Here is an 18,091-nt window from a genome sequence, read left to right on the forward strand (position 1 = left end):
TCACCCGAGAAAAGCGCTTCTAGGAAGATACCCGAACGAGCGAAGCGAATACCCCGTTACGTAGAGACCGATCAGAACGAAGGACACACTCCCGACGAGGCGGGCCTTTCGGCCGTATCGACCGAGTGGCAGCGTCTCTCCTGTAACACGTGCGGCGATACTAACACCAAGGACGAGCGTCCCCATCCCGGCCGCGAACGCTCCGAATACAGCGAGACCATCGACGAAGCCGTGCGTCGTGAACGACGTGAGCACCATCCCCAAGAAGACCGGGAGGTTACAGGCGAGACTTCCAATTCCGTAGACGATACCGAAGACGACGAACGCAGGAATCGTTGATCCATCTCGCTCAGGAAGTTGAACCGACTGCAACGGAGAGACATCGTAGTAGTACATGATACCGAGTCCGATGAGCAACGGTCCGACTAGAAGTTCGAGCGAGACTAGATACGGTTCGATCCAGTGACCCAGAGCGAGGATGAACCCACCGATTAGCAGATACACCGAAACCACACCGAACGTAACGAATCCACCGACGCGAAGTCCATCGAGGACCGCTCGTTTACCGAGTGCACTCACCATGAGAACGGTACCGACGACGGTGACGGCGACGGGCGGAAAGTAGCTTCCAGACCCTAACTTGGCAAGTGGCACAATGACGTGGTATCCTGGGAGCAGGACGCGAATGCCAGCTACAGCCATGTAGAAAAGCGGAATTGCGCCAAGTAGAAAGACGAGAAACCCGTTGACGAGTAATACGGTTTGAGTGAGACGAAACGAACTCGAATTCGACTGTTCGTGTCGAAGGGCTTCGTTCTCGCGCGTGTAGAAATACGAGAGATACGCCGGGAGGAGTCCGACACTACAGGGTGCAAAGAACATCAAGACGCCTGCAGCGTACGCTGCAACGAGTACTGATGATGACGATAATGGCATCGCTTACTCTCCTCCGTTCGTCACGCTACGCCGACAGTAGCGTGGGTCGCCAGCACGAGCGAGATATGCTAGTAGGAGCAAGAGACCGCCAGCGCGTAACAGATTTCCGTGGAATGGCAGTGCCGCCATTGCTCCGGCGAACCCGAGCAGACCGAGAACGCCAGCACCACAACTCGCACACCCCGATGCGAGTAGCCCAGGAACAGCACTCGACAATCCCTTGCTGCCGGATAGTCCGGCGCGTGCAACCCGTCCCATCGCGTTCGTTATCGCGATACCAGTGACGATTGCGTACGCAACGATTAGTCCCAACCCGAGTGCGCCAACGGTCGTGTACGTGTTTGCAGTTAAGGCAATCACGGTGTCATCGAAATACTGGGGTCCGGCGTTGAGCATCTGGAACGAGTATTCCGGGAACGTACTCAGAACAAGGAGGATGTAGGTTGCGACAGAGAATCCGGCGAAAAGGAGACTCCGGGAGAGCGTCGTCACTGGATAGACGAAAGCTGCCACGAGCTGTTCGCTATGACGTTCGAGACGGTGTGTCATCCGGCGTTTTGCACCTGTTTGAACGCCTCTTTGAAGCGGCCATACGGTTGCGCGCCGACGAGCTTTCCGGCGGCGTCTGCATCACGATTATACAGAATGAACGCAGGTGTTCCCCGGATTCCGAATTGTGATGCTTTGTTCATGTCTTCGTTTATCGATGACTCAATCTCGGAACGGTGGTTTTCCATGCACGTTTTGACGGCACTTGCGTCCACGCCCTCGACGCCGCGCGTTATTTCTAACAGATTACTCTTCGAAGCCCAGCCAGACCCTTTCGACTCCTGTTCGTCGTAGAGCGTCGAATGCCACCGCAGGTACGTGTCGGGCGAGGAGTCTCGTACCTGCCGCCAGACGCATTTGTCCATCACTGCAGCAGTCATCGAATTGTCGCTGAGGTATGGAAACTCGATGAAGACGACGCGAACGGTGCCGGTTTTGACGTAATTCTCGATGATTTTTGGGAACGCGTTCTGTTCGAATCGACGACAGAAGGGACACTGGTAATCGCTCCAGTAGTACATATCGATAGGTGCGTCTAGGTCCCCCATGATGGGGTGGCCCTGGAGGTTGATGTCGAATCCCGTGGTTTTCGAACTCTGCTGAAATTGGCCGGTCGTCGATGCAGACGACTCGGAGTCGAGTTGTGATGCCCCATAGACGACCCCGCCGCCTGCTGCGAGCGTGCCGATTCCACCGAGCACGGCACGACGTGTTGTGATCGTGTCTGGCAAGTCCATGCATTTTCACTCGTCCTGTGTCGTATAAATTGCAACTGTCGATTTGCTAGTTTTGAAAATTTGCGCGAATTACTATGAGATATAATATATTTATCTGGGGGACCCCCGAGTGAAGTGTAGCTATACTCCGATACAATAATACCAATCGTGTCCTAAATGCCCAATAGTGCGACGGAAAAACAAGCTTCTCTTCGTTGGCGTCGGCATCATCGTACTCCTCGGTGGAGTCGGAGCTACTACGATGAGCGCCACGACAGAGTTCGTCACGCCGACGAACCTTGCTCACGAAGACTATCAAGGTGAATGGGTGAACCTCGAAGGGTCTGTGAGGAATCTCGACACGTCGGGGACGAAGACTACCTTCGACGTGACCGACGGCAACGCCACGATCGAAGTAGTGTACGATAAACCGCTTCCCGAAACCTTACAGAACGGTCGAATCGTCGTGGCAAAAGGTGAGTATCGGAACGGGAAGTTAGTGGCTAACAAGCTCTCCGTCCGAGCCCACGAAGGTAGCGACAACAAGAACGAGCGATGACGGCGAAGACGTCTCCAGTTGCGGAGCAAGAACCGCTAGCGATTCGGACAGTGGACCTGACGAAGGAGTACGGGCAGTTCGTTTCGGTCGATAGCCTCTCGGTCGAAATCGAACGAGGGGAAACCGTCGGTCTCTTCGGACCGAATGGTGCGGGGAAAACGACGTTTCTCCGGATGCTAGCTGGTCTTACACGACCGACGAGAGGGACCGTCTCGATCCACGGCACCGAATTCGAACTCGACAATCAGCGACTCCGCGAACGAATCGGCGTCGTCACACACGATTCGATGCTCTACGACGAACTAACGGCGCGCGAGAACCTCCACTTTCACGCCAACTTACACGGACTCAGTTCAGTCACTCGACAGACCGAAGAAGTTCTCGAAACGGTCGGCCTCACCAGTCGCGCAAGTCGTCGCCCACCCGAATTCTCTCACGGACTCCGGAAACGACTCGCACTCGGGAGAGCCCTCCTCCACGACCCAGACCTGCTGTTGCTCGACGAACCGTACACTGGACTCGACCAGCGCGCCGGTGCTGACTTCTCGGCCGCGCTGAACGACCTGACGGAGAAGACCATCGTCCTGACCACACACGGGTTAGAACGCGGCCTGAGCCACTGTTCACGAGCACTCGTACTCGATTCCGGGCGACTCGAAGCCGACTTTTCGACGACATCGCTTTCGAGTGAGGAGTTCGAAGAACGGTACCGAGAGACAATTGGACTGCCATCGGAGGAGACGACAGTCGAACACGAATGAGCGATTTTCTCTCTGCCATCTATCACGTCGTCAGGAAAGACCTGATAATCGAGATACGGACGAAACAAGTGACGACGACGGCCACAGTGTTCTCGTTGTTAGTCGTCATCACGTTCGCCTTTAGTTTCGTCCAGACGTTCGCCAACCCACGAATCGTGGGACGAAGCGCGCTCTGGATCGCGTTCGTGTTCGCCGGTACGCTCGGAGTCACGAAGACGGTCGGTATCGAAGCACGGAACGCCGCACTCGACGGTCTATTGCTTGCACCCGTCGACAGGTCGGCCATCTACGTCGGGAAAGTTCTTAGCACGGCGTTCTTCGTCATCATCGTAGACGTAGTGACACTCGCTGCTGCGGTAGTCTTCCTCGGGTACGCACCCACTCCGACCACACTAGTTTCGCTTGTTGGCGTGCTCGTCGTCGCAGCGTTCGGATTCGCTGCCGTCGCAGTCGTCGTTTCGACGCTCACTCATCGGTCGACGCTGGACGAACTCGTTCTCCCGGTACTTCTCGTGCCGCTCGTGGTGCCAGTGCTTCTTGCTGGCGTCGAGATAACAGATGCACTATCGTCGGGCCGTCCGACGACGACGTGGTTACAACTACTGTGTTCGTACACGGGAATTCTCTTTCTCGCCGGAATAGCTGTCTTCGACTACGTCGTCGAAGAGTGAGTCAAAATCTGATTCGACTACAAGACTCGATACGCGACGAACCCACCACCGACGATAGCGACTAACCCACCTAACAGCGGGATGGCAGGGAACGTCGGCATCGAGTTACTCTCCGCAGACGCCTGTTCAGCATCGTTGGTTCCAGACCCCGACGTGTTCGGGGCAGTGAGTTCGAGTCGAACTGTGTCGCCGTTCGTTATCGGTTCCGTGTTCGTCAGAAGGGGAATCGGTGAGTCGCCGACTTCCAAGTTCGCAGAGTGGTTCACCTTCTTTGGTTCGTATCCTCTGAGAACGACCGCGACCGTGGTGGAGTTGTGACCGAACGTCTTCTTGAACGTCCGTCCGTTGATATCGTAGGCGACCCCGATGCGGGCCGAACTGTTGGCCGGGACCGTGACGTTGATTTCGACGCCACGACTGGTTTGACGATAACTCGTCTGTCGCCCTTGGAACATCGCCGAGTAAGGTTTCGACCCATTGGGCGTGACGACGGTAACTGTCCCGACGTACGGACGGTCACCCGTGTTTCGGAGCGTGAGCGTCTCGACTACGGTCGGCGACTGTGACGCATTCTGCGGTGCAAGCACCTGCAGGACGTGGTTCGCTGGGTTCCCACCGGAAACGTTCAACACCGACTTGTCGTCGGTTGGTGGCGGCGTCTCGATAGTGACAGTCGAAGTCTCGGAGGTGTTGATGGTACGCAGGTAGGGCACGCCGTCTGCAACGACCTGAATCCGATACGACTGATTCGACTGGAGCGGTCCGAACTCGAACGTCCCGCTCTGGCCGACCTTCGTCCGGTCCACCGAGTAGCCCGTCCCACTAACGAGTTGGACGGTGGCGTTCGTTCGAGGTTCGCCCGTCTCGTTCACGACGGTCCCCGAGAGCGACCGATTGAGTCGCATCGATACGGCGGTCTCGTTACGGAGAACTTCCGAGTGGACTGCACCGTCGTGGACGACCTCGACGAGGTACAACGGTGCGTCTGGCACGTCCGCAGAGAACTGCTTGCCATCGACAGTCGTCCGGACCGGGTCGTCCATCTTCTTGAACCCTTGCGTCATCGGCGTCACGGTGACGTTCGCGCCGTCAGCAGTTCCGTTTTCGACCGTAACTGTACCGTTGACGGTCGTCGTCGCACCGACGACGGTGGCGAAGGCGATACTGGCGAGGACGAGTCCGAGTACGAGTGTTGTTTTTCGTAGCATTATGTTCGTTAGTCAGATGGTTCGGTGTCTGTACTGGCCGCATTCTCGGAACCCCTAGTACGTACGTTCGATCGAACCCCGTGTGCGGGGTCGTAGAGTAGGACGAGTGACATCCCCACGAGGAGCATGAGGATTGCGAGTCGCATGACTGTCATCATGGGAATCCGCTTAACCGTAACCGAAGCAGTTCCATCGCTAACGCCGACGATGACGTAGGTGTCAGAGATCAATCCTCGGTCGATGATGACGTCACGAACCTGCATACCGCCCTGTTGGACGTAGCGACGCTGGCCCGCAACCCCACTCGTCACCTCGTTCCCACCGCGATAGACCGCCATCGAGACGCCTTTCGCCTTGACTCGCGTCGGGACGACGCTCTCCGGTGGCGATTGCACCGACCCCATCATCGAGGGACGAGAGAGAACCATCGCATCGGCACTCGGCACGAAGTCCCACATGAGCCGACCCTTGGCGACGATGCGCTGTCCCTGCTGGACCGACACGCTAGACTCGTTCGCGTTCGGGAGGCCGACCCAGACGCTCGAATTATCGATTTGTACGACCGTAGCCCGCTGGCCTTGTCGGACGTTCGTCACCGTGCCGTACACGGTCTGGACCGTCCCGTTGAGTGACTCACCCCGTGAGATTATATTTCGCGGCGAGAGCGCGTACGACTCGACTGCAGGATTTCGTGGGAACTCAGAACTCGAATACCCGAGAACGCGAATCGAGTAATCGGTGCCCGCAATCGGTTTTTTGGACGAATCGACTGCACCGCTTCCGATGCCCGTCGCCATGACCGACGCTTGCCCGCCGAGGAGATACATGAGCGGCAGTGAGAGAACGAGGAGCGCGACCCCGATGTGGATGGTCGTGATACCCGTCTCCTTGAGTTTCGCGTGCCGTCCGGCGGCCGCAGGAATTCGAACCGACGCGCGCTTTAGCATACTGAGGCAGACGTACGCAACCGGTGGGAGGACCGCCAACGCGCTCACGCTCCCGATGATAGTGTAGAAGAACGAACCGCTCGGCGAGGTCGAAGCGAGTCGCCACGCGTCCGAGGGTGCAACGAACGCGGCTACGACTGTCCCGGCCGTGAAGACGCCCAGACCGACGAGGCTACGACGGCGATCCTCGACGTCGAAGTCCATGTAGAATCCGAGCAGTAGCATAGTGGCGATGACGAACGGGAAACTCCAGAGGTTGTAGTATCGTGGTTCGACTGAGACCTCGATACTAGTTATTGCGTCCCTGAGGACTGGGAACGTCAGCCCCCAGAGCGAGACGAACGTCAATAGTCCGAGGAGGAGAACGGCACCGTGCAGGAGGTTCGACCGCGTAATCCACTCCCCGTCGCGTTGCCGTTCGTCGCCGTCCTGGAAAAGCCAGTAGCCGAACGGAATGATGACACCGAGGACCACTGTGATCCCCATCAACACGAGGAGCGAGACGCCGATACCACCGGACGCGAACGAGTGAATGCTTCGAAAGACTCCGCTCCGGACGACCGACGTGGTGTAGACGGCCAGCGCGAACGTCGTCGCGGTCATCGCCGGAGCCAGAATCTGGTAGTCCCCATTGGGGCGGTACCGCGTTACCGCGTGAAGTGTCGCAGTGAGGAACAACCACGGAATCAAAATCGCAGTTTCGACTGGGTCCCACGCCCAGATGCCACCCCATCCGAGGACTGTGTACGACCAGAGACCGCCGAGTGCGACGGCGGCGGTCAGGAACAGCCAACTCAATCGTAGCCAGCGGGTGACACTTCCGATCCACGTCGAGAAGAGGCCGCCATTCCCACGAAGCAGCGATATGAAGTGTGCTGCACCGATGGCGAACGGCATCGTAAGGAGTGCGTAGGACGCGAACATGACCGGTGGGTGAATCGCCATGTATGGGTCCACGAGGAGCGGGTTCAGCCCCTGTCCGCTCGTCGGAACGTACCCCGCAGGAGCGTTGGGGAACTCATTCCCGACCGGTGCGAAGGGACTCCTGAGCAACAGCATTCCGGTGAAGTACGTGACGATACCGACCGTAAGCGCCTGCACGAGTTTCCCACCACGACTGTCTATTCCACGGAAGAGCACGGCGGCGAGTGCGACGAACGAGACGATGGTCGCCCATAGGAGGATGGACCCTTCATTACCCGCGTAGACGCCAGTCAAGCGGTAGAGTAACCCGAGATAGTCGGCCGTATTGTGCCAGACGTACGCGTTCGAGTAGTCGGTCCTGACGAACTGGTACGTGAGATGCAAAAGCGCACTCGATAAGAGGACGACGGCACCCCCGAGCAGTGGTTTCACGTAGTCTAGATACTGGTCGTTGTCTGCGACGTATCCTCTCGTGAGGATAGCCGTCGTGGAGACCAATGCGAGAAACGCTAGCAGTAGGATGATTGTCCCGGGCGTCATTTGGTCCCACCTCCGTTCGTCGTATTAGCGCCGTTCGATTTCTGTTTCGCGCGTTCGAGATAGGCGAGGAAGTCCTGTTTGGGCGCGTATCCCGAGATGCGGGTCAGCACCTCACCATCCGGTGTGATAATGACGTGCTGTGGTGGGTAGTTGACGTTGTACTTCTGCTTCAGACGGGACGGTTCGCGCGCATCGCTGTCGAGGTTGACTGCGACTAAGACGAAATCGTCGAGACTAGATTGGACCGCAGGGTCAGAGTAGACGTTGCGGTTGTAGTCTTCACAGTAGGTGCACCACGTCGTCCAGAAGTAGACGACGATGGGCTTGTCCTTTTGCTCAGCTACCTGTTCAGCTTGCGAAAAATCGGTTCGCCATTTCGTATCGCCGTGGTAGGAGTACTTTTCGTCGCTCAACACCGGTGCTGCGTGCATCGAGAGATATCCGATTCCCAGAAGTAGCGCGAAGAACGCGAGGGTAGACGCTTTCCGCGGAGTTATCGGCATGACTCTCAGTATACGACCACCGCTGCAAAAGTGTACTGCATCTCCACTACTGGTCAATTTTCTCTTGTGGATTCGTTTTCGTGGTGAGATAGATTCATTATCTATTAGTTATTCGAACAGAAGAATAGGTACGGGCGAGAGGCCAGATCAATCAAATCGGCCGTAATACAGCTATTTCGTGCGAATAAGCAGGGGTGGTGGCGGCTCTACTACATATCATCTTCAATCAGTTATGTTATCGGCGGGGTTACGTTCTTCACATCACCTAATTCCTACGCAGAGCTATGAAAATGTTTATCACAGTAGTGGGAGTATTGGTCAATATCGTTTGAAGACCAAGTGTGGAATGAAATGGTAGGAGAAGAGATGGAACAAGACGAAACATGAGTCAAGGCGATTCAACGTTATTACTCAAGCCGGTACTCCTCATAGTTAGCGTCGCCGTCATGGCGGTCGTGGTCACACTCGCAGTCAACGGACTGCTCGCGTTCACGGGCAACGACTACATGAGTGGCCAACCAGCCGCAGAATCGGGCGGCGGCGGTGGCGGTATCCTGGACTTACCCGGCGAATGGAGCGGTTACGAGTGGTATAGTGAGGACCTCCGAGAGGATGGTATGAAATACAAGAACGAAACGGCTGGTAACAAGGTCAACTTCCAGCCGAAGAAAATGAACAACTCGACACTCCCGGAGAACGAGAATCGCCGGGAACTCGTCAAGTACGGACGTCGGCTCTTCGCTAACACGTCCAAACTGATGCCTGGGTACACGGGCGGCACCCGCATGTCGTGTGCGAACTGTCACGGCGGTGGGTCGCTCCCGACGACGACTGGCATGGTCGGCCAAGACATCGACATGATTCCGCTCGTCGGCACCGCCTCGGGGTATCCCGAATGGACGGGTCGTACCCAGCGGATGCGCGACATGCGCCAGCGAATCATGGGTTGCTTCCTCCGGAGCATGGACGCAGCCAACGCCGAGAAGGGCGTCCCAGCCTACGACAGCAGAGAAATCCAGGCCATGGAGACCTACATGGTCTGGCTGAACAAGGGAACGCCGAGCCAAAAAGTGCCCTACTGGCGACACATCGAGAAGCCGGAAGGTAACGAGAAGAAGCCCGTTCCGGAAGTGAACCCGGTGCGCGGCGCAAAACTCTACCTCGAGAATTGTGCGTCCTGTCACGGCAAGGACGGCCAAGGGAAGAAAGGTCAGTACCCACCACTGTGGGGCCCGAACTCCTTCAACGACGGTGCCGGGATGGGCCGACTGTACACCTCGGCAGGCTTCATCCGCGAAGCGATGCCATACGGTACCGCACACTCGTTCAAAGACTGGGACGACGTCCAAGACGTCGCCGGGTTCATGAACGCACACAAGCGGCCGCACCTTCCACGCCAACCCAAAGACTGGGAGGAAGCAGGCGTGAAGAAAGAAGGCATCTACTACAAACGCGCTCAGGAGCACTGGGGTTACGACATGAATCCCATGACGAAGAAGCTCCTCATCGCTGGCATCCCAATCGGGAGCCAACCGATAAACAAGAGCGTGATTCCCGAGGACTACTCGAAGTACGACGACCCGATGAAGAACACCTCGGTCGAGGGGTCGTGGAAGACGACGTGGATGAACAAGTCCAACACGTACGCCAACTGGAAGTACGCAGAGGATTCAGGTAGTTCAAACAACTCGACGCAGACGAACAGTTCGGCGTCGCTGACCGTTCGAGGTGCCGTAACCGACGCGATGGCTAACGGCGACTCGACCGCAAAAGCACGAGAGAATCAAGCGAGCTGAACTCGAACGGTACACAATTTTTCGAATATGGCAGGCGTCCCGACGACTGCTGCGGTGTTCCTTGCTGGCATCGTGACGATACTGACACCATGCTGTCTCCCGATGATTCCCGTGCTTGTAGTCGGCGGTACCGGGCATCGACTGCGACCAGTTGCAATCGTCTCCGGAAGTACGCTGATGTTCACGATTCTCGGCGTTGCGACGGGGATGATCGGCGCGCTCACGCCGGACGACATTCGGGCGCCGTTCGCTATTCTCATGGTGGCGTTCGGTGCGGTTATGGCCGACGACGACCTCAACGAAATATACTCTCGGTACACGAGGAAGTTCGTCAGTAGCGCGAATTCCGCAACCGGGGTTGTAGATGAAGAACGCCATCCGTTGGCGAATGCGTTCGTCGTCGGATTGCTACTCGGAGTTATCTGGCTGCCATGCGTCGGTCCTGTCCTCGGCGGTGTCCTTGCATTCGTCGGGACGACCGGAGACATCACACAGAGCGCGTTACTTCTGTTCACGTACGGCGTCGGATTCTCGATTCCCCTGTTGGGCGTCGCGTACGCGACCAAGTTCGGTGGCCGTCAGGTGCTCGGTCCCGTCCTCGACGATGGCCTCACCGAACACGTCCAGACGATAACCGGGTACAGCTTCGTCGCCTTCGGCGTGGCGATGCTGTTTGGACTGGACAAACTAGCACTCGCATCACTTATCGAACTACTCTAAGAATGATACACAAAGATAACACGACGATGACACGGAGAATCGGCAGAGAAATACGACAATGATGGGGTTCAGTAACGTACTCAGTCGTCTCATGCGAGCTTTGCGATGGCTCGTCGAGAGTAGAGGCGTCAAGTGGGGAACGCTCGTCACGGGCGTCGTCTCGATGGGACTGGTGTTCGGCGTCGCATCCGATACGATGTATGGAATCGAACACGGTGCTAACTTGCTGGCGTATTGGCACATCGCACTCGCGTGGGTCGCCGCCGCCGCGCTCGCGACGACGTTTTTCGGGAGTGCGTTGTATCTCCGCTATCGTGGACGGTTCTGGAACCGCCTTGCACACAGTGCCGGTGAAATCGGCTTCATGTTTGCGACACTGACGCTGGTCTTGGGAAGCATGTGGGGGAAGGTTATCTGGAACTCGTGGTGGGAGTGGACCGACGTTCGACTAGTGACGTTTCTGCTCGTCTGGTTCATTTACGCGGGCTACCTCATCGTATACTCCGCGACCGAACGAAGTAACGACGAACTGTACGCAGCAGTGTACGGCGTCATCGGCTTCGTGACGGTACCCATCTCGTATCTATCCACTCGTCTTTGGATTCCGACGTTCCACGAAACCACTGTCGGGAACCCACAGGTCAGTGCCAACATCGACCCGCTCACGCTCGTCGTCTCGGTGATTGCAGCGACGTTCCTCTACTTCTACCTCGTCGGTCTTCGCATCAATCTTCACGAACTGGAAGACAAAGTACTTCGACTCCACGCACCAAGGAGGGACTAACGAATGGAACCACTACTCCTCGCCGGATACACGGCATTGTTCGTCGCGTTCTTTGGCTACGTCGTCCACTTGCAACGGCGTATGAGCAAAGTAGAATCCCGGGTGGCGGACCTCCGCGATTGAGGCCCGTCGCCGACGAACTCGAACAGATACGGACACCCACCCACCGGCTAAATTCCATTTGCTTCTAGTCGAATCATTTTGCTGAGTTGTCACGCTAATCGTGTAGTATGGGGGCGCAGCCTCGCTTGAAAGACAGTTTCCCATAGTTTTATCACAACCCTACAATATTGTAGTTCGTATGAACCACGGCTCTCAATCAGATGGGCTGGCAACAAGACGGTCGTTTTTACGTGGAGTCGGCATAGCTACCGGAGCGACTGCTGTGTCACAAACCTCGGTTGGGATAGGGAAAGCACAAAGCGGTCCAGATTATGGCGACTGGTTCAGTAACACGAGCAACTTTTCAGGGACGTACGACTTTACAGGGAAGAGCAACGTGACGATTCACGTCGGTGCGAAAGGGAACGGTAGTAACTACGCGTTCGCGCCTGCTGCAATTCGAGTGGACGCTGGAACGAAAGTTACCTGGAAGTGGACTGGGAAGGGAGGTAGCCACAACGTCATCGCAAAAGGCGGGTCGTTCGAAAGTTCGATGAACTCGAAGGCGGGAGCGACGTTCACTCACACGTTCGAAAAGGAAGGGCAGCACAAGTACTACTGCAGCCCCCACAAAATGATGGGGATGAAAGGCGCTGTCGTCGTCGGAGGCTCCGGAGGTAAAGACCCAAGTCAACTCGACTTAGGGTCGTCTAGCAAAGATAGCAGTGGTAACGCATCGGAAGGAGGAAACCCCGAGTCAGACGGCTTTTCCATCTCGTTCGTAAGTGCGTCCGTAATTACGGGAATGGTCATGGCGTTCCTCTCACCCGTCTTGTTAGGAGTGATCAGTCTCCTAGATCGGGAAGATTGAGATTTCGAATCTAGGAGCGTCAGAACAGCCGAATCCATCGATAATCCTCTCGTCGAAGCCGTGGCATCAGTCAGCCAAGACGTGACAGGCGAGCGCGCGTATCGACGGAGTCCGACGGTGGGCAGCGACGCGAAGATTTACAATACCGCGACTCGCTAAGGAATCAACTCCGGGCTGTCTCAACGTCTACACCTGTCCCGGGCAGGTAGGGCAGCTATGAATAATCGAGAATTGCACAATACCTACAAAAGCCTTTTACTCGCGTAGTAGCTATCTTTCGATGAACAATGATGCCAGATTCGATGTCAGACCAACTGGAACAGGACATGGAGTGTGAAGGTCTCCTGCATTGCTTCCACGGCCTCAAAGAACTCGACAAAGAGTGTTTTGGAGCGTTGGTGGATGCCGAGGAGGCACTCACTATCGACGAGGTCGCCGAGACAGTTGAGCGCGAACGTTCGACAGCGTATCGAGCGATACAACGTCTCCTTCAAGCAGGGTTCATTCAGAAGAAACAGATCAATTACGACGACGGCGGCTACTACCACGTCTATGAGCCAGTAGCTCCGTCCCAGATCACCGATGAGATGCAGCGAATGCTCAACGATTGGTATGCGAAGATGGGCCAACTCATTCAGGAGTTCGAAGACAAGTACGACCAACCTGATGCGAACGCCCTCCTCGAAGGCTAAGACGTATACTAGTTTTCGTCTCTCCAACTCTTTCACGTCGTTTGATGTTCACTTTAGAGGTACTGGTGGGTAGGTCTCCGATTCGAATAACACACATAGTATTGCGCAATATTCACAAAACACTTAACTACTGTCCAGGCTCTACACTGAAGTGATGACAGTTGAACCATCAACCGACGCTGGAGCGAACACTCCCAGCGAACCTGTTACAATCGACAGCCAGAACGACTTAGATGAACTCGTAAGCGACTACGACGTCGTGCTTTCGGACTTCTACGCAGATTGGTGTGGGCCATGTCAAATGCTTGCCCCGGTCGTCGAACAACTAGCCGCCGAGACGGACGCCGCAATCGCGAAAGTCGACGTCGACGCCAACCAGCAACTTGCCAGAGCGTACGGCGTCCAAGGCGTTCCAACGCTCGTTCTGTTTGCAGACGGTCAGCAAGTCGAGGAAATCGTCGGGGTCCAAGGTGAAGACCAACTCCGCTCACTGATCGAAAACTACACGAATTGAGGAAGGAACGTAGCGTCGAATTCCAGGTGAATTCCGCTACCTGGTACGCTTCCTATTCTAGCCCGTTTAATTTTTTCACAGTGAGAGTTAGTTGCTGATAGACACCGATACTACATCCCTCGGCTCGCAGTCGAAGATCAAGCGGGAGGCATTCTCCGCCCTGTTGAAGCCATAAGCGGTGATACAGACGGTGGGTCGAAAACGGGAGAAGACTTCAGCGTAATGCAAGGTGGAGCCTCCGACCTCAAGGAGCGAGCGTAACAAGCGAGTAGGTCGGAGAGGAAACCGACTCGGCACTACACCAACCGCGATCGATGGGTGACTCACTCCCCCACCGAACCGGTATCGATTTAAAAACATAGTGCTTCATCTGAAGTACGGATGGAGGTACGTCGCACCGTCCTCGTCAAACTCGACGTGGCCGACAGTGACGCCAGCCTCCTCCACGAAACCATCTCCGAGTTTTTGCGGGCTGCTAACTACGTCGTTGGCTACGCTTGGAAAGGCGAATACAAGACTACGAGCAAAGCCAAACTCCAGCGCGAAACCTACGACGATGTGCGGGCCGAGACGCGACTGCAAGCGAATCTCGTCCAGAACGCTCGCAACAAGGCCGCCGACGCCGTCCAGAGTGCCGTCGCTCGGTGGAAGCAAGGTGATTACGCGGGGAAGCCCCACTTCACTGCCCCGACGCTCGTCTACGACAAGCGGTGCGCGACATTCAACGACGACCACGCCACGCTCTCAACTGTTGAGGGACGCATCACCGTCAATTACGTCCTCCCCGACGAAAGCCGTGAGACGCCCCACTCGGAGTACTTATTCAACGACGACTACGAAGTGACTGGTGCAGAACTTCATTACCGAAACGGCGAGTTCTACCTTCACGTCCGAACAAAGGCGGATGTGGAGTCTGAGACTGCCGATAAAGGCAACGACGGGCACAGCACAGTCCTCGGCGTTGACCTCGGCATCGAAAACGTCGCCGTCACTTCTACGGGGACGTTCTGGAACGGGTCAGAATTGAACCACTGGCACCGCGAGTTCGAGAAACGGCGCGGGTCGCTACAACAGCGTGGAACGCGGGCAGCCCACGAAAATATTCAGTCAGTCGGACGCACCGAGACGGGACGCTACGACCACTTCTTACACACCGTCTCGAAAGAACTCGTCGCAGAAGCCATCGAGAACGGCTGTGAGGTAATCGCGTTCGAGAACCTAACGGGGATCCGTAAACGGCTGCCCCCCGCCAAGAAGTTCCACGCATGGGCGTTCCGACGACTGTTCGACTACGTCGAGTACAAAGCCAAAATCGTCGGTATCTCGGCCGAACAGGTGAGTCCTGCGTACACCTCCCAACGCTGTTCCAAGTGCGGATTCACCCACGAGGACAATCGTCCGACCTCAGATGGGCAAGACGTGTTCGAGTGCTTCAAATGCGGGTACTCGCCCCACGCGGACTACAACGCAGCGAAGAATATCGGTCTAAAGTATCTCCGTTCAGCGCAAAAGTCGTCGGGCGGAGGCGCACCCGTAAACGTGCGCTTGAATCGCGGGACACTGAACGTGAACGGCGATTATGTGCCTGCCGCCGACGGCGGCCAGAACGGGAGTCCACGCGAAAGCCCCACCCTCCACGAAGCGAACGGCCACGCCGTGAGTGAGTAGGGTGGGGTAGTTTACCACGGCTATCGAAACTTCGCCGACTCCAGAATTCAACAGAGTGAGGTGTTTCGCGTCTGATGGTCACTCTTCGGCATAGACGAGAGTTCGTCGGCACTGAGGACAGACGTAGGGCACTGGTGTGAGAATTTCGTCTGCCCGGACACTGCTAAGAAAGCCCTCGTCTGACGCGTCTGAGACGATCGATAGCGTTCCCATGGTGTCGGTTCCTTGTAGCTCCATTTGCTCTAATGGTTCTTCACAGTCCGGACAGAGCTTCTCAGAGGGCATGTCCCGCACTCGGTTCTCTACTTTCAAAAGTCGTTTGGGTCGCGTGGTTATCTAGACTGGTTCTGGAATTCTTGCGTTCGGAGTCCCGATCTCGAACCTGCACCGGAAAACTAGTTACTGGACTTAGACGAGGAGTTGGATGTCGGCTTCTGCCATATCCTCGATAGCTGTCGCAGCACCAACACCGGTGGTGACGCCATCGTAGAAGTTATCCTCGTCGTAGTCCATTAGTTCGATCGTCATCTGACAGGCCTGGAATTCGACGCCCATATCGAGCGACGTCTCGAGGAGTTCCTCGATGGACGCAGTGTTGTTGTTCTCGATTTTCTGTTCCATCATCTTCGTCGTCATTCGGTCCATGCCTGGTAACGCACCAATCGCGTTCGGGACTGGCATGCTCGGGTTTCCGACCGAACTTAGCTGCAGATCCTTCGAGTGCTCTTCGTGAAGGATATCGAGGCCCCAGAACGTGTGGAAGACAGTTACATCCCACCCGAATGCCGCCGCCGTGCTCGCCAGAATCAGTGGCGGATACGCCATGTCGAGCGTTCCCTTCGTCGCGATGATCGACATCTTCTTTTTCTCTTCCTCGGTCTCGCTTTCGAGACTGTCGAGTTGCGATTCGAGTTCATCGATGCGTGATTCGAGGGCCGCCACTTCTGATTCGGTATCAGTGTCTGTGGACCCGTTGGTAGTATCGGTACTCATCGTTCGGGTTCGTGTTACGCCGTCCTCCGGACGTAATGTTTGTAGAGGCCGTCGCCTTCTTCCTGGTCGAGGAGTTCGACGCCGTCGGTCGTATCGGCCCAACCGCCGAGGTCGCTCATGCTACCGGAGTCGGTCGAGAGGACTTCGAGAACGGCTCCTTCGTCTAGACTGTCGATGGATTGTTTCGTCTTTACCACGGGCATTGGGCAGCTCTGTCCTTTCACGTCGAGTGTTTCGCTGATTTCGTAGTCAGTCATGGTATTGACTTCACCCCACAATACTCACCGGGCAAGTGAAAAGTGTGTCGGTAGTAATCCGGTTTACCCCCACAACCACTATAAGACGCCCACTAAATGAGGCCCGAAACGGCTGTTAGAGGGTGTTTCTGTAAACGGTATTGCGGAGGATTTGGATTACTATGCAAAGTCTTATTTGATTCCCGGAGATAGACATGAGCGAAGATGACTAAAACGACCTCTACAGACGAAACGGTTGCATCGATCACGCCCACCGAACTGAAAGAGCGCATCGACAGCGGCCAAGACGTCTTCATCCTCGACACGCGCTCAGAAGGCGACTTCGAGGAGTGGAAAATCGACGGCGAAAACGTCGAGATACTGAACTACCCCTACTTCGAACTCATAGACGGCATCCCAGACGAGTTACTCGCAGACCTCCCGGACGACCAGCAGATTACGGTCCTTTGTGCGAAGGGAGGATCCAGCGAGATGGTTGCCGAACACATAGAAGACGAAGGCTACGACGTCAACCACCTCGAAAACGGGATGAACGGCTGGGCACGAATCTACGAGTACACCGAGCTTGACGTGAACACGGACGCAACGGTTGCTCAGTACCGTCGCCCATCCAGCGGTTGTTTGGCGTATCTCGTCGTTTCCGACGGCGAGGCAGCAGTCGTCGATCCGCTCCGCGCATTCACGAACGAGTACCTGCAGGACGTAACCGCCCTCGGTGCAGACCTTAAATACACGCTCGACACGCACATCCACGCAGACCACATCTCGGGGCTTCGCGCTCTCGCCGACGAAACGGGCGCGACGGCAGTTCTCCCCGAAGCGGCTGCGGAACGTGGCGTCGAGTACGGTCAGTCGTATAAAACCGTCTCGGACGGTGACTCCCTCACGGTCGGCGACGTCGAAATCGAAGTTGTCCACACGCCCGGACATACGACTGGAATGACCTCCTACAAAGTCGGCGACGTGTTGTTCACCGGTGACGGTCTGTTCACCGAGAGCGTCGCCCGACCGGACCTCGAAGACCCGGAAGCCGCGAAGAACGCGGCCGAAACGCTCTACGAGAGTCTCACCCAGAAAGTTCTGACCTACCCCGACGACACGAAAATCGCACCGGCACACTTCAGCGACGCGGCGACTGCACGTGAGGACGGTACGTACACTGCCGAACTCGGAGAGTTGGAGGAGACGATGGACGCGCTGACGATGAATAAAGACGAATTCGTCGATTTCATCGTCTCGGACATGCCGCCACGGCCAGCTAACTACGAGGAGATAATCGGCACGAACCTCGGACAGGAATCTCCCGACGACGAGAAAGCGTTCGAACTAGAGCTCGGCCCGAACAACTGTGCAGCCAGTGAAGAAGCCATGACAGACTAA

Annotated in this window: 20 protein-coding genes; 12 read left to right on the forward strand and 8 right to left on the reverse strand. The window is 56.3% G+C overall.

What is annotated here, in order from left to right:
- The 3 genes from F7R90_RS20745 to F7R90_RS20755 form a co-directional block, all read right to left on the reverse strand.
- Nucleotides 1-702, reverse strand: a complete 702-nt coding sequence (locus F7R90_RS20745; protein ID WP_225741383.1) for a cytochrome c biogenesis CcdA family protein — start codon at nucleotides 700-702, stop codon at nucleotides 1-3.
- Between the two features lie 237 nt (nucleotides 703-939).
- Nucleotides 940-1,485, reverse strand: coding sequence for a hypothetical protein (locus tag F7R90_RS20750; RefSeq protein ID WP_158059495.1), 546 nt, complete (start codon nucleotides 1,483-1,485; stop codon nucleotides 940-942).
- Complete coding sequence (locus tag F7R90_RS20755; RefSeq protein ID WP_225741385.1) at nucleotides 1,482-2,222, reverse strand: DsbA family protein; 741 nt, start codon at nucleotides 2,220-2,222, stop codon at nucleotides 1,482-1,484. Before F7R90_RS20755 ends, F7R90_RS20750 begins: the two co-directional genes overlap by 4 nt.
- A 241-nt stretch (nucleotides 2,223-2,463) precedes the next feature.
- Between F7R90_RS20755 and F7R90_RS20760 the strand changes: the two genes are divergently transcribed.
- Genes F7R90_RS20760 through F7R90_RS20770 form a run of 3 tightly spaced genes read left to right on the forward strand, consistent with a single transcriptional unit; the run spans nucleotide 2,464 to nucleotide 4,192 of the window.
- Nucleotides 2,464-2,760, forward strand: a complete 297-nt coding sequence (locus tag F7R90_RS20760) for a cytochrome c maturation protein CcmE domain-containing protein (protein WP_449272373.1) — start codon at nucleotides 2,464-2,466, stop codon at nucleotides 2,758-2,760.
- Nucleotides 2,757-3,521, forward strand: coding sequence for a heme ABC exporter ATP-binding protein CcmA (gene ccmA / locus F7R90_RS20765; RefSeq protein ID WP_158059497.1), 765 nt, complete (start codon nucleotides 2,757-2,759; stop codon nucleotides 3,519-3,521). The genes F7R90_RS20760 and ccmA overlap by 4 nt, the downstream gene beginning before the upstream one ends.
- Nucleotides 3,518-4,192: a heme exporter protein CcmB gene (locus F7R90_RS20770; RefSeq protein WP_158059498.1), complete on the forward strand. Its 675-nt coding sequence runs from the start codon at nucleotides 3,518-3,520 to the stop codon at nucleotides 4,190-4,192. Before ccmA ends, F7R90_RS20770 begins: the two co-directional genes overlap by 4 nt.
- 17 nt (nucleotides 4,193-4,209) lie before the next feature.
- On the opposite strand, the gene F7R90_RS20775 is transcribed toward F7R90_RS20770, so the two are convergent.
- From F7R90_RS20775 to F7R90_RS20785, 3 genes are read right to left on the reverse strand one after another with little or no spacing between them, the layout of a single operon-like run.
- Entirely contained in the window at nucleotides 4,210-5,400 is a 1,191-nt protein-coding gene (locus F7R90_RS20775) for a carboxypeptidase regulatory-like domain-containing protein (RefSeq protein WP_158059499.1), read from the reverse strand.
- A gap of 8 nt (nucleotides 5,401-5,408) precedes the next feature.
- Nucleotides 5,409-7,811, reverse strand: coding sequence for a cytochrome c biogenesis protein CcsA (gene ccsA / locus F7R90_RS20780; protein ID WP_158059500.1), 2,403 nt, complete (start codon nucleotides 7,809-7,811; stop codon nucleotides 5,409-5,411).
- A complete protein-coding gene (locus F7R90_RS20785; RefSeq protein WP_368408584.1) occupies nucleotides 7,808-8,314 on the reverse strand; it encodes a thioredoxin family protein in 507 nt (168 codons plus the stop codon). The genes ccsA (F7R90_RS20780) and F7R90_RS20785 overlap by 4 nt, the downstream gene beginning before the upstream one ends.
- Nucleotides 8,315-8,697: 383 nt before the next feature.
- Here F7R90_RS20785 and F7R90_RS20790 point away from each other — a divergent pair, with 383 nt between their 5' ends.
- The 8 genes from F7R90_RS20790 to F7R90_RS20825 all read left to right on the forward strand — a co-directional run bounded on the left by F7R90_RS20790 (nucleotide 8,698) and on the right by F7R90_RS20825 (nucleotide 15,461).
- Nucleotides 8,698-10,110, forward strand: coding sequence for a c-type cytochrome (locus tag F7R90_RS20790; protein WP_225741386.1), 1,413 nt, complete (start codon nucleotides 8,698-8,700; stop codon nucleotides 10,108-10,110).
- 27 nt (nucleotides 10,111-10,137) lie between these two features.
- A complete protein-coding gene (locus tag F7R90_RS20795) occupies nucleotides 10,138-10,830 on the forward strand; it encodes a cytochrome c biogenesis CcdA family protein (RefSeq protein ID WP_158059501.1) in 693 nt (230 codons plus the stop codon).
- A 91-nt stretch (nucleotides 10,831-10,921) separates the two neighbouring features.
- Nucleotides 10,922-11,614, forward strand: a complete 693-nt coding sequence (gene ccsA / locus F7R90_RS20800) for a cytochrome c biogenesis protein CcsA (protein ID WP_225741387.1) — start codon at nucleotides 10,922-10,924, stop codon at nucleotides 11,612-11,614.
- 3 nt (nucleotides 11,615-11,617) lie between these two features.
- Nucleotides 11,618-11,737 carry a CcmD family protein gene (locus tag F7R90_RS22870; RefSeq protein ID WP_158059502.1) on the forward strand — a complete coding sequence of 40 codons (120 nt, stop codon included), beginning with the start codon at nucleotides 11,618-11,620 and terminating at the stop codon, nucleotides 11,735-11,737.
- 178 nt (nucleotides 11,738-11,915) lie between these two features.
- Nucleotides 11,916-12,587, forward strand: a complete 672-nt coding sequence (locus F7R90_RS20810; protein ID WP_158059663.1) for a halocyanin domain-containing protein — start codon at nucleotides 11,916-11,918, stop codon at nucleotides 12,585-12,587.
- Between the two features lie 290 nt (nucleotides 12,588-12,877).
- Nucleotides 12,878-13,279: a helix-turn-helix domain-containing protein gene (locus F7R90_RS20815; RefSeq protein ID WP_158059664.1), complete on the forward strand. Its 402-nt coding sequence runs from the start codon at nucleotides 12,878-12,880 to the stop codon at nucleotides 13,277-13,279.
- Between the two features lie 154 nt (nucleotides 13,280-13,433).
- Complete coding sequence (gene trxA / locus F7R90_RS20820; protein ID WP_158059503.1) at nucleotides 13,434-13,793, forward strand: thioredoxin; 360 nt, start codon at nucleotides 13,434-13,436, stop codon at nucleotides 13,791-13,793.
- Between the two features lie 381 nt (nucleotides 13,794-14,174).
- A complete protein-coding gene (locus F7R90_RS20825) occupies nucleotides 14,175-15,461 on the forward strand; it encodes an RNA-guided endonuclease InsQ/TnpB family protein (protein WP_158059504.1) in 1,287 nt (428 codons plus the stop codon).
- Nucleotides 15,462-15,869: 408 nt separating this feature from the next.
- Here the strand turns inward: F7R90_RS20825 and F7R90_RS20835 are convergent, their stop codons facing one another.
- Nucleotides 15,870-16,454: a DsrE/DsrF/DrsH-like family protein gene (locus F7R90_RS20835; RefSeq protein WP_158059506.1), complete on the reverse strand. Its 585-nt coding sequence runs from the start codon at nucleotides 16,452-16,454 to the stop codon at nucleotides 15,870-15,872.
- Nucleotides 16,455-16,468: 14 nt separating this feature from the next.
- Nucleotides 16,469-16,711 carry a sulfurtransferase TusA family protein gene (locus F7R90_RS20840; protein ID WP_158059507.1) on the reverse strand — a complete coding sequence of 81 codons (243 nt, stop codon included), beginning with the start codon at nucleotides 16,709-16,711 and terminating at the stop codon, nucleotides 16,469-16,471.
- Nucleotides 16,712-16,915: 204 nt separating this feature from the next.
- Between F7R90_RS20840 and F7R90_RS20845 the strand changes: the two genes are divergently transcribed.
- Nucleotides 16,916-18,091, forward strand: a complete 1,176-nt coding sequence (locus F7R90_RS20845) for an MBL fold metallo-hydrolase (protein ID WP_158059508.1) — start codon at nucleotides 16,916-16,918, stop codon at nucleotides 18,089-18,091.

The organism is Halorussus halophilus (genome assembly GCF_008831545.1).
GTDB lineage: Archaea > Halobacteriota > Halobacteria > Halobacteriales > Haladaptataceae > Halorussus > Halorussus halophilus.

Bases quoted from the DNA above. Each gene is read 5' to 3' on its own strand.
- F7R90_RS20790 (WP_225741386.1), top strand. From the start codon at position 8,698: ATGAGTCAAGGCGATTCAACGTTATTACTCAAGCCGGTACTCCTCATA.
- F7R90_RS20840 (WP_158059507.1), bottom strand. From the start codon at position 16,711: ATGACTGACTACGAAATCAGCGAAACACTCGACGTGAAAGGACAGAGC.
- ccsA (WP_158059500.1), bottom strand. From the start codon at position 7,811: ATGACGCCCGGGACAATCATCCTACTGCTAGCGTTTCTCGCATTGGTC.
- trxA (WP_158059503.1), top strand. From the start codon at position 13,434: ATGACAGTTGAACCATCAACCGACGCTGGAGCGAACACTCCCAGCGAA.
- F7R90_RS20785 (WP_368408584.1), bottom strand. From the start codon at position 8,314: ATGCCGATAACTCCGCGGAAAGCGTCTACCCTCGCGTTCTTCGCGCTA.
- F7R90_RS20775 (WP_158059499.1), bottom strand. From the start codon at position 5,400: ATGCTACGAAAAACAACACTCGTACTCGGACTCGTCCTCGCCAGTATC.
- F7R90_RS20845 (WP_158059508.1), top strand. From the start codon at position 16,916: ATGACTAAAACGACCTCTACAGACGAAACGGTTGCATCGATCACGCCC.
- F7R90_RS20750 (WP_158059495.1), bottom strand. From the start codon at position 1,485: ATGACACACCGTCTCGAACGTCATAGCGAACAGCTCGTGGCAGCTTTC.
- F7R90_RS20815 (WP_158059664.1), top strand. From the start codon at position 12,878: ATGCCAGATTCGATGTCAGACCAACTGGAACAGGACATGGAGTGTGAA.
- F7R90_RS20755 (WP_225741385.1), bottom strand. From the start codon at position 2,222: ATGGACTTGCCAGACACGATCACAACACGTCGTGCCGTGCTCGGTGGA.
- F7R90_RS20835 (WP_158059506.1), bottom strand. From the start codon at position 16,454: ATGAGTACCGATACTACCAACGGGTCCACAGACACTGATACCGAATCA.
- F7R90_RS20760 (WP_449272373.1), top strand. From the start codon at position 2,464: ATGAGCGCCACGACAGAGTTCGTCACGCCGACGAACCTTGCTCACGAA.
- F7R90_RS20770 (WP_158059498.1), top strand. From the start codon at position 3,518: ATGAGCGATTTTCTCTCTGCCATCTATCACGTCGTCAGGAAAGACCTG.
- F7R90_RS20795 (WP_158059501.1), top strand. From the start codon at position 10,138: ATGGCAGGCGTCCCGACGACTGCTGCGGTGTTCCTTGCTGGCATCGTG.
- ccsA (WP_225741387.1), top strand. From the start codon at position 10,922: ATGCGAGCTTTGCGATGGCTCGTCGAGAGTAGAGGCGTCAAGTGGGGA.
- ccmA (WP_158059497.1), top strand. From the start codon at position 2,757: ATGACGGCGAAGACGTCTCCAGTTGCGGAGCAAGAACCGCTAGCGATT.
- F7R90_RS20825 (WP_158059504.1), top strand. From the start codon at position 14,175: ATGGAGGTACGTCGCACCGTCCTCGTCAAACTCGACGTGGCCGACAGT.
- F7R90_RS22870 (WP_158059502.1), top strand. From the start codon at position 11,618: ATGGAACCACTACTCCTCGCCGGATACACGGCATTGTTCGTCGCGTTC.
- F7R90_RS20745 (WP_225741383.1), bottom strand. From the start codon at position 702: ATGGCTGTAGCTGGCATTCGCGTCCTGCTCCCAGGATACCACGTCATT.
- F7R90_RS20810 (WP_158059663.1), top strand. From the start codon at position 11,916: ATGAACCACGGCTCTCAATCAGATGGGCTGGCAACAAGACGGTCGTTT.